The sequence below is a fragment of the Nocardioides pacificus genome (assembly GCF_054775955.1).
This window is the reverse complement of sequence record NZ_BAAHCI010000005.1, coordinates 143782-158952: the sequence shown is the minus strand read 5'-3', so window position 1 is coordinate 158952 and position 15171 is coordinate 143782. Positions and strand designations below refer to the sequence as shown.

The 15171-nt window shown below is 71.8% G+C and carries 11 protein-coding genes; 4 read left to right on the top strand and 7 right to left on the bottom strand.

Annotated elements, in window-relative coordinates; all coding sequences use genetic code 11:
• Positions 1 to 183 precede the first annotated feature (183 nt).
• Both ACYU7L_RS03300 and ACYU7L_RS03295 read right to left on the bottom strand, forming a co-directional pair.
• A complete protein-coding gene (locus ACYU7L_RS03300; protein ID WP_460793784.1) occupies positions 184 to 3924 on the bottom strand; it encodes a heterodisulfide reductase-related iron-sulfur binding cluster in 3741 nt (1246 codons plus the stop codon).
• 137 nt (positions 3925 to 4061) lie between these two features.
• Positions 4062 to 6692: a hypothetical protein gene (locus tag ACYU7L_RS03295; protein WP_460793783.1), complete on the bottom strand. Its 2631-nt coding sequence runs from the start codon at positions 6690 to 6692 to the stop codon at positions 4062 to 4064.
• A gap of 125 nt (positions 6693 to 6817) precedes the next feature.
• Between ACYU7L_RS03295 and ACYU7L_RS03290 the strand changes: the two genes are divergently transcribed.
• Both ACYU7L_RS03290 and ACYU7L_RS03285 read left to right on the top strand, forming a co-directional pair.
• Positions 6818 to 7909 carry a GDSL-type esterase/lipase family protein gene (locus ACYU7L_RS03290; protein ID WP_460793782.1) on the top strand — a complete coding sequence of 364 codons (1092 nt, stop codon included), beginning with the start codon at positions 6818 to 6820 and terminating at the stop codon, positions 7907 to 7909.
• 9 nt (positions 7910 to 7918) lie between these two features.
• Positions 7919 to 8758 carry a PhzF family phenazine biosynthesis protein gene (locus ACYU7L_RS03285; RefSeq protein WP_460793781.1) on the top strand — a complete coding sequence of 280 codons (840 nt, stop codon included), beginning with the start codon at positions 7919 to 7921 and terminating at the stop codon, positions 8756 to 8758.
• Positions 8759 to 8776: 18 nt separating this feature from the next.
• Here ACYU7L_RS03285 and ACYU7L_RS03280 read toward each other — a convergent pair whose 3' ends face one another.
• A complete protein-coding gene (locus tag ACYU7L_RS03280) occupies positions 8777 to 9997 on the bottom strand; it encodes an MFS transporter (protein WP_460793778.1) in 1221 nt (406 codons plus the stop codon).
• Between the two features lie 106 nt (positions 9998 to 10103).
• Positions 10104 to 10532 (bottom strand): Hsp20/alpha crystallin family protein, encoded by a 429-nt coding sequence (locus ACYU7L_RS03275; protein WP_460793777.1) that lies wholly within the window; start codon positions 10530 to 10532, stop codon positions 10104 to 10106.
• A gap of 137 nt (positions 10533 to 10669) precedes the next feature.
• Here ACYU7L_RS03275 and hutH point away from each other — a divergent pair, with 137 nt between their 5' ends.
• A complete protein-coding gene (hutH, locus tag ACYU7L_RS03270; protein WP_460793776.1) occupies positions 10670 to 12247 on the top strand; it encodes a histidine ammonia-lyase in 1578 nt (525 codons plus the stop codon).
• Positions 12248 to 12372: 125 nt separating this feature from the next.
• Here the strand turns inward: hutH and ACYU7L_RS03265 are convergent, their stop codons facing one another.
• A complete protein-coding gene (locus ACYU7L_RS03265) occupies positions 12373 to 12525 on the bottom strand; it encodes a hypothetical protein (protein ID WP_460793775.1) in 153 nt (50 codons plus the stop codon).
• A gap of 204 nt (positions 12526 to 12729) precedes the next feature.
• Here ACYU7L_RS03265 and ACYU7L_RS03260 point away from each other — a divergent pair, with 204 nt between their 5' ends.
• The gene (locus ACYU7L_RS03260) at positions 12730 to 13056 is read left to right on the top strand and encodes a hypothetical protein (protein ID WP_460793774.1); all 327 of its coding nucleotides are present in this window, start codon (positions 12730 to 12732) and stop codon (positions 13054 to 13056) included.
• A 45-nt stretch (positions 13057 to 13101) separates the two neighbouring features.
• On the opposite strand, the gene ACYU7L_RS03255 is transcribed toward ACYU7L_RS03260, so the two are convergent.
• Entirely contained in the window at positions 13102 to 13983 is an 882-nt protein-coding gene (locus tag ACYU7L_RS03255; protein WP_460793773.1) for an HpcH/HpaI aldolase/citrate lyase family protein, read from the bottom strand.
• Positions 13984 to 13986: 3 nt separating this feature from the next.
• Positions 13987 to 15066: an HpcH/HpaI aldolase/citrate lyase family protein gene (locus ACYU7L_RS03250; protein WP_460793772.1), complete on the bottom strand. Its 1080-nt coding sequence runs from the start codon at positions 15064 to 15066 to the stop codon at positions 13987 to 13989.
• Positions 15067 to 15171 lie beyond the last annotated feature (105 nt).

The window sequence follows — 15171 nt, the reverse complement described above, 5'->3', positions numbered from 1 at the left end:
CCATTATGACGTCACGTCAACACCACCTCAGCACGTCACCCGTCAGAAGATCCCCGTGACCCGTCACAAGTTCGCAGACCTGTGGATAGCTTCTGACGGGTCACGCGAAGTATGTGACGGGTCGGGACGTGCGACGGGCCGCCTCCCTGGTGGGAGGCGGCCCGTCGCGTGGTGCGGTGCGGATCAGAGATCGAAGAGCGAACCGGTCTCGTTGATGTCCACGTCGGTCTTCGGCTGGTGGGCCGCGCCGCTGCTGGGGGCAGCGGGCTTCGGCTCCTCGGACGTCTCGTCGACCGCCTTCTCGTTGCCAGCCTGCTCGTCGCCTGCCGCGGGGGCGGGCTCCTCGGTGGCCGGGGGCTCCTCGGCGGCAGCGGTCTCGACCGCGGCCTCCGTGTCGCCGGCCGGCTCGGCCTCGCTCGTGTCGGTCCCGGCTGCGGACTCGGCGGCCTGGGTGGCCGCCTCGCTGACCGCTGCGCCGTCGGGAGTCTCGGCCTGGGCCGACTCCTGCTGGGCCGACTCTTCCGGGGCCGACTCTTCCTGGGCCGACTCTTCCTGGGCCGACTCGTCGACTGACGGTGCTGCGACGTCCTCGGTCACCTCGGGCTGGGCGGCCGCCGGGGCGGGGGCTGCTGCGACCGGCTCGGGCGCGGCAATGTCGAAGAGCGACCCGCCCTCCGGGATCCCCTGGAGCGGAGCCGCGGCGGCGGGGGCCGGAGCCTCTGCCTGGGGGGCCTCGGCCTGCGGAGCCTCGGTCTTCGCGACGTCCTGAGCCTCGGCCTCGGGGGCAGCCGCCTCGGGAGCAGCCGCCTCGGGGGCAGCAGCCTGGGGAGCCGGAGCAGCGACCGGCTCGGGGGCGGCCAGGTCGAACAGCGAACCGCCCTCGGGGATCTCCTGGGCCGGGGTGGAGGCAGCCGTGGTGGAGGCAGCCGTGGTGGAGGCGGCCGGGGTTGCCGGAGCCTTCGCCTCAGGAACCTCTGCCTGGGGAGCCTCGGCCTGCGGGGTCTCCGTCGGGGGAGCCTTCGTCTCCGCAGGCTCGGCGGCAGGCGCCGCCTGGGGGGCGGCAGCGGCGGGCTCCGGAGCAGCGAGATCGAAGAGCGACCCACCGGACGGAATCTCCTTGGCAGGCTCGGAAGCCGCCGGAGCCTCGGCCTGGGGAGCCTCTGCCTTCGGAGCCTCGGCCTTGGGTGCCTCCGCCTTCGGTGCGTCCGCGGCCGGGCCGGCGAGGTCGAAGAGCGACCCCCCGGAGCCCAGGTCCGCGCTCGGCGCGGGCTGGGTCTCGGGCTGGGTCTGCGGCTGGGCCTTGGCCTCGGTCTTCTCGTCGGCCTTGGGCTCGGCCTTGTCCTCAGCCGGAGCGACGTCGAAGAGCGACCCGCCCGAGGCAGCCGGGGCGGCCTTCTCCTCGGTCTTGGCCTCGGCAGGCGCCGCGGCCTCAGGAGCCGGGGTGTCGAACAGCGACCCGCCCGACTTCTCGACCGAGCTGACCGGCTTCTTCTCCGGGGCGTCGTCGCCGGACGCGTCGTTCGCCGGGGTGTCGAAGAGCGACGAGCCGCCGGAGGCCTTGGCGGCCGGGCCGGTGTCCTCGGTGGCGGTGACCGTGTTCTCGGTCTGGGTGGCGTCGCCGGCCTCGGGCTCGGCCTTGGTGGCCTCGTCGTCACCCTGCTGGACAGACTTCTGGGCAGCCTTCTTGGCGGCCGGAGCAGCCTTCGCCGCGCCGGGCTTGGCCTTGGTGGCGACCTCGCCCTTCACCGACGCGAGCAGCATCTGCGCGACGTCGAGGACCTCGACCTCCTCGCGGGCCTCGCCCTTGGCCTGCTGGGCGGTGAGCCCGTCGGAGAGCATCACCCGGCAGAACGGGCAGCCGACGGCGATCTGGTCGGCACCGGTGCCGACCGCCTCGACGGTGCGGTTGACGTTGATCCGCTCGCCGATGTTCTCCTCCATCCACATGCGAGCGCCACCAGCGCCGCAGCAGAAGGACTTCTCGGAGTTGCGCTCCATCTCGACGTACTCGGCGCCCGGGAGCACCTGGAGCAGTTCGCGCGGCGGCGTGTAGACGCCGTTGTGGCGACCGATGTAGCACGGGTCGTGGTAGGTGATCGAGCGCTTGGCGGCGCCCTCCCCGGTCTTGACCGGCGTCAGCTTGCCCTCGCGCACGAGACGGTTGAGCAGCTGCGTGTGGTGGACGACCTCGAGCTCGATGCCGAAGTCCTTGTACTCGTTCTTGAGCGTGTTGAAGCAGTGGGCGCAGGTCGAGACGACCTTCTTGACCTTGTACTCCTTGAACGTCTCGACGTTCTGCTGGGCCAGGCCCTGGAAGACGAACTCGTTGCCGGCGCGACGAGCCGGGTCGCCGGTGCAGGTCTCGCCGTTGCCGAGCACGCCGAAGGAGACGCCGGCCATGTCGAGCAGCTCGGCGACCGCGCGGGTGGTCTTCTTGGCGCGGTCCTCGTAGGCGCCGGCGCAGCCGACCCAGAACAGCCAGTCGACGGACTCGAGGTCCTCGATGTCGTCACCGACGACCTTGACGTCGAAGGGCAGGTCCTTGGCCCAGTCCAGTCGCGCGTTGGGCGACATGTTCCAGGGGTTGCCCTTGTTCTCGAGGCCCTTGAAGAGGCCGTTGAGCTCGGCCGGGAAGTTCGACTCCACCAGGACCTGGTAGCGCCGCATGTCCATGATGTGGTCGACGTGCTCGATGTCGACGGGGCACTGCTGGACGCAGGCGCCGCACGAGGTGCAGGACCACAGGACGTCGTTGTCGATGACCGCGCCGCCGTCGGGCATCCACGCCCAGCCCTCGGTCTCGCCGACCAGGGGACGCTCGACCTCCTTGGTGAGCGTGTCGTTGCCCTCGAGCAGCGCCGCGCGGTCGCCCTCGGCGGCCTGGAGGTACGGCGCCTTCTCGTAAGCGTGGCTGCGCAGGGCGGTGATCAGCAGCTTGGGCGACAGCGGCTTGTCGGTGTTCCACGCGGGGCACTGCGACTGGCAGCGGCCGCACTCGGTGCAGGTGGCGAAGTCGAGGATGCCCTTCCAGGAGAAGTCCTCGATCGCGCCGACGCCGAGCTTCGAGTCCTCGTCGAGGTCCTCGATGTCGTCGAGCGTGACGGCCTTGCCGTCGGAGGTGAGCGGCTTCATCGCGCCCAGCGCCGTGCTGCCGTCGGACTCGCGCTTGAACCAGATGTTGAAGAACACCGTGAAGCGGTGCCAGGCGACACCCATGTCGGTGTTGAGCGAGATCGTGATCATCCAGGCGAACGAGATGACGATCTTGAGCATCGCGACGAGGTAGATGAGGTTCTCGAGCGTGCTGGTGGAGAGACCGGAGAACAGCTCACCCATCCAGAACGAGAACGGGAAGTGGAACGCGGAGGCGTGCTCGGGGTGCGAGCTGTTGTCGATCAGCGCGTACTCGAAGCCGCGCAGGAACAGGATGCACAGGCCGACGCCGAGGATCACGCTCTCGACGAAGTAGCCCCACCACATGGTCGAGCCGTAGAACCGACCGCTCTTGCCGCGCACCCGGTCCTTGGGCCGGGTGAGGCGGTAGATGATGAAGCCGATGATCGCGGCGACCATCACGACGGAGAACAGCTCCGTGGCCCACTCGAACAGGAAGAAGCTCCCGATCAGCGGCAGCACGAAGTGCGCGTCGAAGAGCTGTCCGAACGCCGTGATCAGCGTGAAGAAGAGCAGCCCGAAGCCCACGAAGATGAACCAGTGGGCGATGCCCACGATCTTCCACTGGAGCATCCGGGTGTGCCCCAGCGTCTCCTTGACCAGGGTCACGGTCCGGGCGACCGGGTTGTCGGTGCGACTCGTCGGCTGACCGACCTTGATCACTCCGATGATCTCGCGGACCGCCCTCACCAGGAGGGCGATTCCCACGGCTGCGATGGCCAGCGAGACCACGATGGCGAAGATCTGCATGTGCTACGGCTCCTCGTCGGGCTGTGCGTAGGCTCGCGCCACCGGCGGCGCGAGCGGGCCCGAGCCTATGTCTCCTGTGGCGGCACGTCAGTGCCTGAGCTGTGTGAAGCAGATCCTACCGGCAGGTAACTTGCGGCCTACCGTCGAGTGACCGTCCTCACCCTGCCGGCCTGCGTGAACACCACCCGCACCTTGGCGGTGCGGGCGGACGGCTTGCGCACACAGTAGGTGTACGACGTCCCGAGCCGCAGGTAGGGCTGGCCGACCTTGGCGATGACCCGCTCGGTCGACATGCCGGGGCGTACGGCGCGGGAGAACGCGCGCGTCGTACGCCGCAGGCCGGGGTTGCGGCACGAGTCGGGGCGGGCGCCCTGGGCGCGCTCCCACGTCTGCAGGTAGGCCTCGGCCCCGCGGGCCATGTCCTCGCTGATCGCCGCACCGTCCCGGGTGCCGCCGATCCGGCGCAGGTCCTCGATCCAGTCGGGGTAGAGCCCGTAGTGCGCGACGCCGTCGGCGTTGATGTCGTAGACCCGGCTGCCCGAGCGCTGCTTGTCGACGGTGATGCCGCCGAGGCCGCGGAAGGGGTAGGTCACCGGGTTCTTCACGTCCGTGCCGCGCGGGTTGCCCTGCGCGCCGAGACCGTTGATGTCGGCGCCGAAGCCGAAGCCGAAGTAGAAGCGCTTGTCGGCCCAGCCGAGGTGACGCTTCCACTTGTCGTAGAAACCCTGCGCGTCACCGGCGTACGGCGCGACGAAGCCGCCGAGCCTGTAGATGCGCGGGTAGGCGTCCGGGGTCGACCAGGAGTGGCTCGACAGCACGCCGGGGTACTTGCGCTTCTCGAGCTGGGTGAGCAGCGACTTGCGCGCCTTCACGCTCATGTGGTCGGGGTCGATGAGCATCCCCCTGTCGGCCATCTTGTCGATCAGGTGGCTGCCGAGGTCGGTGAGGCCGCGCTGGTTGCAGTGCGCGGCGGTGCCGTAGACCGGCAGCGCGGGGAGGTTGAGCACCCCCGACACGTCGACGATCGCGCCGAAGAGGGCGTCCTGCTGCCCGGCGCTGATGTCGGGCAGGGCCAGCTGGGGCTTGTCGGCGGTCTCGCCGTCGGCGGGCTCGCAGTGCTTCATGTTCCAGAAGGTCCCGGTCTCCAGGAAGTTGGCGAGGTTGACCGCGACCCCGGTGGCGCCGGCGTCCCCGGCCACCCCCGAGAGGGCGTTGTCGAACTTGTTGACCAGCTCCATCTGCCGCACACCGAGCTGCCACATCTCGTCGAGCTGCCGGTCGATGGAGGCGACGTCGCACTGCGCCACGTCACCGGCCACCGGGATGTTCTTGAAGCTGCACCCGAACGGCACGCTGGTCTCGATGCCCATCACCACGGCGAGCTTGCCCTGGTTGGCGACGCGGCGGGCCTGCGCCGGCGTGTAGACGATGCGGTACCAGCCCTTGCCAGGACCGCCGTACTGCGCGTCGATGTAGCGCTGGAACTCGTGCATCCGCTTGGCCTGCAGGCGCACGGAGTCCATGTCGTCGCACGAGTTCTTCTTGAGCGGGTAGATCTTGCACAGCTGGCCGTTCTCGGTCAGCAGGTTGACGAAGATGCGCAGCCCGCCGCGCCAGGAGCGCTCCATCCACTTGTAGTAGGTGCCCTCGTGGGTCAGCGACTCCGGCGCCGGCCAGTCCTTGAACGTCGGCCAGCCGACCGGGTCGTGCGCCGGCTTGCCCGACAGGATCGTCTCGGTGAGCGTGCCGTAGCCGTTGGTGAGCTTGTGGTCGGCGCAGTCGACGAGCGCGTAGGCCGCGCCGTAGCGGTCCCAGGGCTTGCCGCAGTGCAGCCGCCCGCCGAGGAACTCGTAGGCCATGCCGTGGGTGTGCGCGTCGACGTAGCCGCGCACCTCCTGGAAGGTCGAGGCGCCGGCGTGGGGCGCGCCCTTCACGTTGACCTGGACCTCGGGGTACGCCGCGCAGCCGGAGGCCTTCGCGAGCCGGAACGGCGTCGCCGTGCCGAGGGCGATGGTCCCGTCGGCGCCGTGCGCGAGCCCGCCGCGGTCGCCCGCGAAGGTGAAGCGCCCGTTGCGTCCCTGCACGGTCCACTCGGTGGCGGGGGACGGCGTGGCGGCGAGCACGGCGGCGGAGGAGCCGCGCAGGGATCGCGCGGGCTGGGAGACGAAGTCACGCCGGGTGCCGTAGAGGAGGTAGATCCCGAGGTCGACGGCCTGGAAGGTGAACCGCTCGGCGCCCGCGGGACGGGCCGCGGTGGCGGCGAGGCCGTCATCGGAGCGGGCGACGTAGCGACCGTCGGGGGCGCGCAGCGTGTAGCACCCGCCGGCCATCGCGTAGCGGCTCTCCGGGACCGCGCGGCGGGGGCCGCGCAGCGCGGCGGTGGTGAGCGGCGGCTCGGGGGTGCGTCGGCCGGCGGCCACCGAACCGGCGTTGCGGCGGGCCTCGTCGGCGGTGGTCGGGTCGGCGGTCTCCTTGGTCGCCTCGCCGGCGCGGGAGACGGAGTTCTTGGTCGCGGGGTCGTTGTGGTCGTGCCCGTGGCCGTCGTCGGGCGCGTCGACCTCCCCGTCCCCGTGTCGGTGGGGACGCGCCTCCCTCTCCTCGGCGGCGACCTCCTGGGCCTTCTCCTGGGCGGCCTCGTAGCGGTCCACGAGCGAGCCCTCCCGCTCCTCGCCGTACGACGGCAGCGTCAGGGCTGTCGCGACGACGGCGACCGCCGTGACGCTCGACCACAGCAGACGCATCCGGTAGCGGGGGCGGGGCTCGGTCATGGGTGACCTCTTTCGTGTGGCGGAACCGGTCCTGAAGGACCTGCTGCGGATACGGTGCTGCTGCCTCGGCGACTCTCTCGAGGCATCAACGACGCACCGCCCGAGAAGGAACGTGTTCCACTGACGTGAGCCGTCTGCCCGCTCTCCCCGCTCCCCGACGCACGCTCGTGCTGGTCGGGCTGCTGCTCGCCGCCGTGGTGGCCGGCGGCACCGCGACCGGGGTGATGACGCCGGCTCGCAGCGCCGGCCAGGACGCGGAGCCGCTGCGCGTGATGCTGGTCGGCGACTCGCTGACGCACGGCCACACCGGCTCGGCCAGCTATCGCTACTGGCTGTGGCGGGAGTTCGAGCGCCAGGACGTGCCGGTCACGTTCGTCGGACCCGACGACGACCTGGCGGGTGGGGCCGACTGGTACGAGCACTCCGACCACGGCTTCGAGAAGCGCCACGCGGCCCAGGCGGGCAGCAAGTTCCCCTTCCACCTGGCCGTCGTGGAGCGACTGGTGGCGACCCACGAGCCGGACGTCGTCGTCATGCTGCTCGGCTTCAACGGTGCCAACCAGGGCACGCCTTCGCTCATCGCCGATCAGACCGAGGACTACCTCGCGCGGACCTGGGCGGTCGACCCCGAGGTCCGGTTCGTGGTGGGCGAGATCCCGGGGTCCGACTCGAGGAGCCGTTCGGCTGCGGCCAACGCCACCACGCTGACGGGCAACGCCCTGGTCGCCGAGCGGCTGGCCGACGAGCCCCGGGTTGCGATCGCCCGTCTGCGGACCGCGCCCTACCGCTCCTGGGACCCGGCCCAGCACACCTACGACGGCACCCATCCCAACGCCACCGGCGAGACGCTGATGGCCCAGCACTTCGGCGACGCCTTGGCTGCGCTGGGGGTGCTGCGCCAGCCGGTCCTGGCCTACCACCGCGAGCAGTGGGAGCCGCAGGTGCGCCCCCGGCTGCGCATCGACGGGCGATCCCTGGTCGTGAGGTGGCCCAGCGATGCCGAGCGTGCGGGGCTGAGCAGCGCCCAGGTGCGGGTGCGCCGCCTCGACGGCCCGCTGCGGGTCCGCTCGCGCTGGCTGGTGCGGACGCACTACCGCGTGCTGCTCCCGCGCGGGCGGTACGCCGTGGAGCTGGTGCCGCGTCGCGACCGGATGACGGGCGTGCCCACGCGGCCTGTCGTCGTCCGGGTGGGAGCCGGTGTCGGCGGACCTCGCTAGCCTGCCCGGGTGACGACGTACGAGTTCTCCCAGGTCGATGTGTTCGCTCCCGCCCCGCTGACGGGCAACCCGGTGGCGGTCGTGCACGCGGCCGAGGGCTTGAGCGACGAGCAGATGGCGGCGTTCGCGCGCTGGACGAACCTCTCCGAGACGACCTTCCTGCTGCCGCCGACGGTGGCGGACGCCGACTATCGGCTGCGCATCTTCACGCCCGGCGGCGAGCTGCCGTTCGCCGGCCACCCGACGCTGGGCAGTGCGCACGCCTGGCTGGAGGCCGGTGGCGTCCCGCACGAGCCGGGCAAGGTCGTGCAGGAGTGCGGGATCGGGCTGGTCGAGCTGCGCCGCGGTGACGCCGGGCTGGCCTTCGCGGCACCCGAGCTGCTGCGCTCGGGGCCGCTGGACGCGGTGACGCTGGAGCAGGCGGTCGGCGCGCTCGGCGTGGACCCGGCGACGGTGGTCGCCTCGGCCTGGGTGGACAACGGGCCGGGCTGGCTGGGCCTGGTGCTCGCCTCGGCCGACGACGTGCTCGCGCTGCGCCCGGACATGGCCGCGATGGGCGACCTCGACGTCGGCGTGATCGGGGCCCACGCCCCCGGCGGGCCGGCCGACCACGAGGTGCGCGCGTTCGTGCCGGGCATCGGCGTCCCGGAGGACCCGGTCACCGGCTCCCTGAACGCCGGATTCGCGGTCTGGCTGATCCGCGCCGGCCTGCTGCCCCCGTCGTACGTCGTGCGGCAGGGCACCGCACTGGGTCGTGACGGGCGGGTGGTGGTCAGCAGCGACGAGGACGGCCGGATCTGGGTCGGCGGGGAGAGCCGGACGCTGGTCTCGGGGACGCTCACGCTCTGAGGGCGGTCGCCTCGGCGATCAGGAGAGCGGACGCTCCTCGCGGACGGGGACGAGCGGGATCGCGATGAGCGGGAACAGCGCGCCGAGCGCGAAGGCCGCCGGATAGCCCCAGTAGGTGACGGCCAGGCCGGCGATCGGGGGGACGGCGGAGGCGGTGAGGTACTGCGCGGTGTTCTGCACGCCCAAGGCTCGGCCGGACCAGAACGGCCCCGAGCGCTCGGCGACCGCGGTGAAGGCCAGGCCGTTGTCGGCCACCGTGATGACCGTGGCCAGCACCATCAGCGCGACGGCCAGCCCCCACTCCAGCCCGGCCGTGAGACCGAGCAGCGCCATCGAGGCGGCGGCGGCCATCGCGACCCAGCGCAGCGGCCGCAGCCTGCTCGACACCATGTCGGAGAGCTGGCCGGCTGCGATCCGCCCCAGGGCCCCGAGCACCTGGTTGGCGGCGACGAGGGAGCCGGCGGCGGCCGCCGACCAGCCACGGTCCTGCACCAGCCAGACGAGGGCGAAGGTCCACACCAGGAACTGCGGCACCACCAGCAGCACCGAGACGCCGTGGATGCGGGCGAGGTAGGAGTCCTGGCGGTAGGGGTTGGGTGCCTGGACGGCGCTGCGGTCGGGTCGAGGGGGGTCGACGACCACGGCGGCCACGATCACCGCGGCGAGCGCGGCGGCGGCGACGGGCACCCACAGCGCCGTCCCCACGCCGTACCGCTCGGCGAGCACGGCGATGCTCACCGCACCGATCGCCACACCGACGGGCTGCGCCATCTGCCGCACGCCCATCGCGAGGCCGCGCCGGTGCGGGGGGAACCAGCCCACCACCACGCGGCCGCTGGCCGACCCGGTGCTCGCGGCGGCGGCGCCCGCCAGGAGGAGGGTGGCACCGAGCAGCCAGGTGCTCTCGGAGAGCGTGGCGAACACGCCGGCGACGGCCGTCGCGACCAGACCGGTGAGCAGCACGAAGCGCTCGCCGCGGCGGTCGGTGACCAGGCCCCACAGGACGAGCGTCAGCATCACGCCGACCGTCGGCGCGGCGGCGACGAGCCCGGCCTGGGCCAGGCTCATGCCGCGGGTGTCGTGGAGCACGGGGATCAGGAAGGCCGGGCCGTGGATCATCACCGCCGCAGCAGCCTGCGCCAAGGTGCTGGCCAGCAGCATCAGCCAGCGACGGGCCGGTGAGGCGGCCACCGCCGCCTGCCTGGCCGCCACTCGGTGGGCGGTCGCGCTGTCTGTCACCAGGACAGTCAACGCGGTGCCCGACCCGGGCCGGGCACCGTCTTGCGGACCGACCCTGTGAGTGGCGCGCCGTCAGGGGCGGGGCGGCCTCATCGGACGAGCGAGATCAGCTCTCGGGACGGGTGACGCTGATCTTCGTCGGGCTGGTCTCCGCCGGCGCGACTGGCATCCGCACCTCGAGCAGGCCGTCGGTGTAGGTCGCGGTGATCGCCTCGGGGTCGGTGCCGTGCGGCATCGTGATGCTGCGTGAGAACGAGCCGTAGTGGAACTCGCTGTGGCCCTTCTCCCGCTTCTCCTCGCGGCGTTCGCCGTGGATGGTCAGCAGGTCGCCCTCGACATGGATGTCGATGTCCTTGTCGGGGTCGACGCCCGGCAGCTCGGCGCGGACGACGTAGGTGTCGCCGTCGCGGAAATCCTCCACGCGGACGAACCCCGCGTCCTTCACGCCGAACGGGACGGCCAGGCTGCTGCCGCTCTCCAGCCAATCGAGCATGTCGGCGAACCGACTGCCGGCACGCGTTGCCACGGTGCTCATGGCCTTGCTCTCCTCTCGTCTCCGGTGGGTCCCTTGCGGACTCCTCCACCCTCAAGCGTGCTCCTCGGACTCAGCGGCCACCAGAGGCTCTGGTCCCGAGGCTGGCCCGGACGGTCCAGGCGCAGTTGGATGGCTCGGTGACCACACCTGCCTCCACGCCGCCCGCACCCGTCGTACCCGTCCGTGTCGAGGTGGGGGTGGGACCGGTCCGGCCTGAGGACGTGGTGGCGGTGGCCCGCCACGGCGCCGGGGTGGTGCTCTCGGACGAGGCGGTCAGGGCGATCGCGGACGTCCGCGCGGTCGTGGACCGGCTGGCGGCCGCGCCCACCCCCGCGTACGGCGTCTCGACCGGGTTCGGTGCCCTCGCGACCCGTCACATCCCGGTGGAGAGCCGCGCCCAGCTGCAGCGCTCGCTCGTCCGCTCGCACGCCGCGGGCTCCGGTCCGGAGGTCGAGCGCGAGGTCGTCCGGGCGATGATGCTGCTGCGACTCTCGACGCTGGCCACCGGGCACACCGGCGTGCGCGTCGAGACCGCGCAGCTTCTCGCCGCGCTGCTGAGCCACGGCGTCACGCCGGTCGTGCGCGAGCACGGATCGCTGGGGTGCTCCGGCGACCTCGCGCCGCTGGCGCACTGCGCGCTCGCGCTGATGGGGGAGGGCGAGGTCCGTGACGCCGCGGGGACCCTGATGCCGGCCGGGGAGGCGCTGGCGAAGGCGGGGCTGGCGCCGGTGGAGCTGGTGGCCAAGGAGGGGCTGGCGCTGGTCAACGGCACCGACGGGATGCTCGGCATGCTGGTGCTGGCCCTGCACGACCTGAGGATGCTGCTTCGCACAGCAGACGTCGCCGCGGCGATGTCCGTGGAGGCCCAGCTGGGCACCGACCGGGTCTTCGCCGCCGAGCTGCAGGCGCTGCGTCCGCACCCCGGCCAGGCCGCGTCGGCGGCCAACCTGACCCGGCTGCTGGCCGGCTCCGGCGTCGTCGCGTCACACCGCGGACCCGACTGCCACCGGGTGCAGGACGCCTACTCGCTGCGCTGCTCGCCGCAGGTGCACGGGGCTGCGCGCGACGCGGTGGAGTACGCCGCGAGCGTGGCCGGGCGCGAGCTCGCCAGCGCGATCGACAACCCCGTCGTCGTGGACGAGCGGGTGGAGTCCAACGGCAACTTCCACGGGGCGCCTATCGCGCATGCGCTGGACTTCCTGGCGATCGTGGCCGCGGACGTCGCGTCGATCAGCGAGCGTCGTACCGACCGGTTCCTCGACAAGGCCCGCAACCACGGGCTGCCGCCGTTCCTGGCCGACGACCCGGGGGTGGACAGCGGGCTGATGATCGCGCAGTACACGCAGGCCGCGATCGTCTCGGAGCTCAAGCGGCTCGCGGCCCCGGCGTCGGTCGACTCGATCCCCTCGAGTGCGATGCAGGAGGACCACGTCTCGATGGGCTGGTCCGCGGCTCGCAAGCTGCGCCGTTCCGTGGACGGGCTGACCCGGGTGGTGGCCGTCGAGGTGATGACCGCGGCGCGGGCGCTGGACCTGCGGCGGCCGCTGGAGCCGGCGGCGGGGACCGAGGCAGTGGTGGGTCTGCTGCGGGCTGGCGGCGTGGCCGGCCCCGGTCCCGACCGGTGGCTCTCGCCCGAGATCGAGGCCTGCGTCGGACTGGTCGGGTCCGGTGCCGTGCTCGCCGCTGCGCGAGAGGCGGTGGGTGACCTGGAGTGAGTCGCGCCGGACGTGCCGCGGCGGCCCGGCTGCGTGAGCCGGGCCGCCGAGATGCTGCGGGTCGTGCTGGTCTTGTCTGTGCTGGGCCAGGTCGCTGTCCTGAACGGTTCGGCGACCTGGCGGGATCAGAAGACCCGGCGGCTGGAGCCACCGATCGGGACGAAGTTGAGGATCAGGCCGACGACCAGGAGGATCGCGCCGATCGTCGTGAGGATGCTGATGCTGGCGACGAGGCCGATGATGAGCAGGATCAGGCCGAGTACGACCACGGTGACCACGTTCCTTTCGTGCGGAGCGCTCCATGACCCTGCCGGGAGGCAGGGCCCGGGGGGAAGCGCCCTCGGGGACACCTCCTGTGCCCCTGTCCCTCGAGGGACAAACCCTTACCGCCCTGATTAATTGCGAATCGGGCACGAGAACCGCCGCATAGCGGACGCCCCCCGGGCTGGTCGGGCGCCCCCGGCCTGGGCCACGATCGAGCCATGGACGACGTCGCCGAGCTGCTCGAACGGCTCCCCGAGGGCTACTGCACCGGGGAGTACGACGGACGCCGGTGGGGCGTCACCACGACGATCCATCTGGGTGGGCGCAGCCTGAAGGTGTACGCCGAGGAGCTGGGCGGCACGGACTTCGTGAGCGCGAACCTCTACCGCGTGGAGGGGCGTGAGCTCTTCCGGCCGTGCGAGATGCCGGCCGACAAGGTGGTGCGGTTCCTGCGGGGGCTGGTCGTGGAGCCGGCGGGTGGGGCGGCGGGCGAGCCGGCGGGCGAGTCGGGGGAACGCCACCGGCCCGCCACCCGGGGAGGGTGACGGGCCGGAGGGAGGACTCGGCGGTGGACTCAGCCGCTGTCGGACTCAGCCGTTGTCAGACTCCAGGGCGGTGATCGCCTCGTGGATCGACAGCGTGCGCTGGGCGGACTCGACGTGCAGGTTCTCCACCATCTTGCCGTTGTAGGTGACGACGCCGGAGCCCTTGCCGTCCTCCCAGGCCTGCAGGATCCCGCGGGCGTCCTCGACGGCCTTCTCCGAGGGCGCGAAGGCCTCGTTGGCGCCGGCGACCTGACCCGGGTGGATCAGGGTCTTGCCGTCGAAGCCCATCTCGCGGCCCTGCTGGCACTCGGCCAGGAAGCCCTCGGTGTTCTTCACGTCGTTGTAGACGCCGTCGACGATCGCCTTGCCGGTCGCCCGCGCCGCGAGCAGCGCCAGCGAGAGGCCGGTGAGGAGCGGGTGGCGGCCGGGGACGTGCTCGGCGTACAGCTCCTTGGCGAGGTCGTTGGTGCCCATCACCAGCACGGTGAGCCGGTCGGAGGCACCGGCGATCTCCTCGGCGTGCAGCATCGCGACGGGCGTCTCGACCATCGCCCAGAGCTTCGTGTGCTCGGGCGCCCCGGCCGCCTCCATCGAGGCGACGAGCGTGCGGACCTCGTCGGCGGAGTTGACCTTGGGGACGACGATCGCGTCGGGACCGGCGGCGGACGCGGCGGCGATGTCGTCGGCGTGCCACTCGGTGTCCATGCCGTTGATCCGGATGGTGAGCTCGCGCCGGCCGTACTCACCGGAGCGGACGGCCGCGCAGGCCGCCTCGCGCGCGGCGGGCTTGGCGTCGGGCGCGACGGCGTCCTCGAGGTCGAGGATCAGCGCATCGACGGGGAGCGTCTTTGCCTTCTCCAGGGCGCGCTCGTTGGACGAGGGCATGTAGAGCACGGAGCGGCGGGGGCGGAAGGTCGTGTCGGTCATGGCTCAGGCCTCCTGCTCGATCGCGTCGTACTGCTTCTTCAGCTCGGGGTCGATCGCGGCCAGCTCCTCGGCCAGCCTGACCATCACCAGGCACTGCTTGAGGGAGGCGTCGTCCTCCATCTTGCCGTCGATCATCACCGCGCCGGTGCCGTCGCCCATCGCGGCGACCACGCGGCGGGCGTGCTGGATGTCCTCGACGCTGGGGCTGAAGACGCGGTTGGCGATCGCGATCTGCTTGGGGTGCAGCGACCAGGTGCCGACGCAGCCGAGCAGGAACGCGTTGCGGAACTGGTCCTCGCACGCCACCACGTCGGCGATGTCGCCGAACGGGCCGTAGTAGGGGTAGATGCCGTGCATCGCGCAGGCGTCGACCATCCGGGCGATCGTGTAGTGCCACAGGTCCTGCTGGTATGTCGTGCGCTCGGCGTCGATCTGGGCGGTGCCGTCGGCGCCGCGGGGCGGGTCCTGACGGACGAGGTAGCCGGGGTGGCCGCCGCCCACACGGGTGGTCTTCATCCGGCGGTCGGCGGCGAGGTCGGCCGGGCCGAGGGAGAGGCCCTGCATGCGCGGCGAGGCGCCGCAGATCTCCTCGATGTTGGCCACACCGCGCGCGGTCTCGAGGATCGCGTGGACCAGGATCGGCTTGGTGATGCCGGCCTTGGCTTCGAGCTGGGCGAGGATCCGGTCGATGTAGTGGATGTCCTCGGCGCCCTGCACCTTCGGGACCATGATCACGTCGAGCTTCTCGCCGATGGCGGGCACGAGCGTGGTCAGGTCGTCGAGGACCCAGGGGGAGTCGAGGGCGTTGATCCGGGTCCACAGCTGGGTGGGCCCGAAATCCGTCTCCTGGGCGATCTTCACCAGGCCCTCGCGGGCGGCGACCTTGTTGTCGGCCTTGATGGCGTCCTCGAGGTTGCCGAGCAGCACGTCGACGGTCCCGACCATGGCCGGGATCTTGGCCGCCATCTTGGCGTTGCTCGGGTCGAAGAAGTGGATGGCCCTCGACGGGCGGGCGGGAATCTCGCGGACCGGGGCCGGGGCTCCGACGGCGAGAGGGGCGAAGAAGTCCTTGGCGCTACGCATGGGTCCGGACGCTAGCAGCGTGGGGTTACCTGCGGGTATGACGCAGGTCTCGGCGGGGTGGTGGGACGCCGGCGGGCCTGCCGTTTGGTCCCCAACGGCATCGAT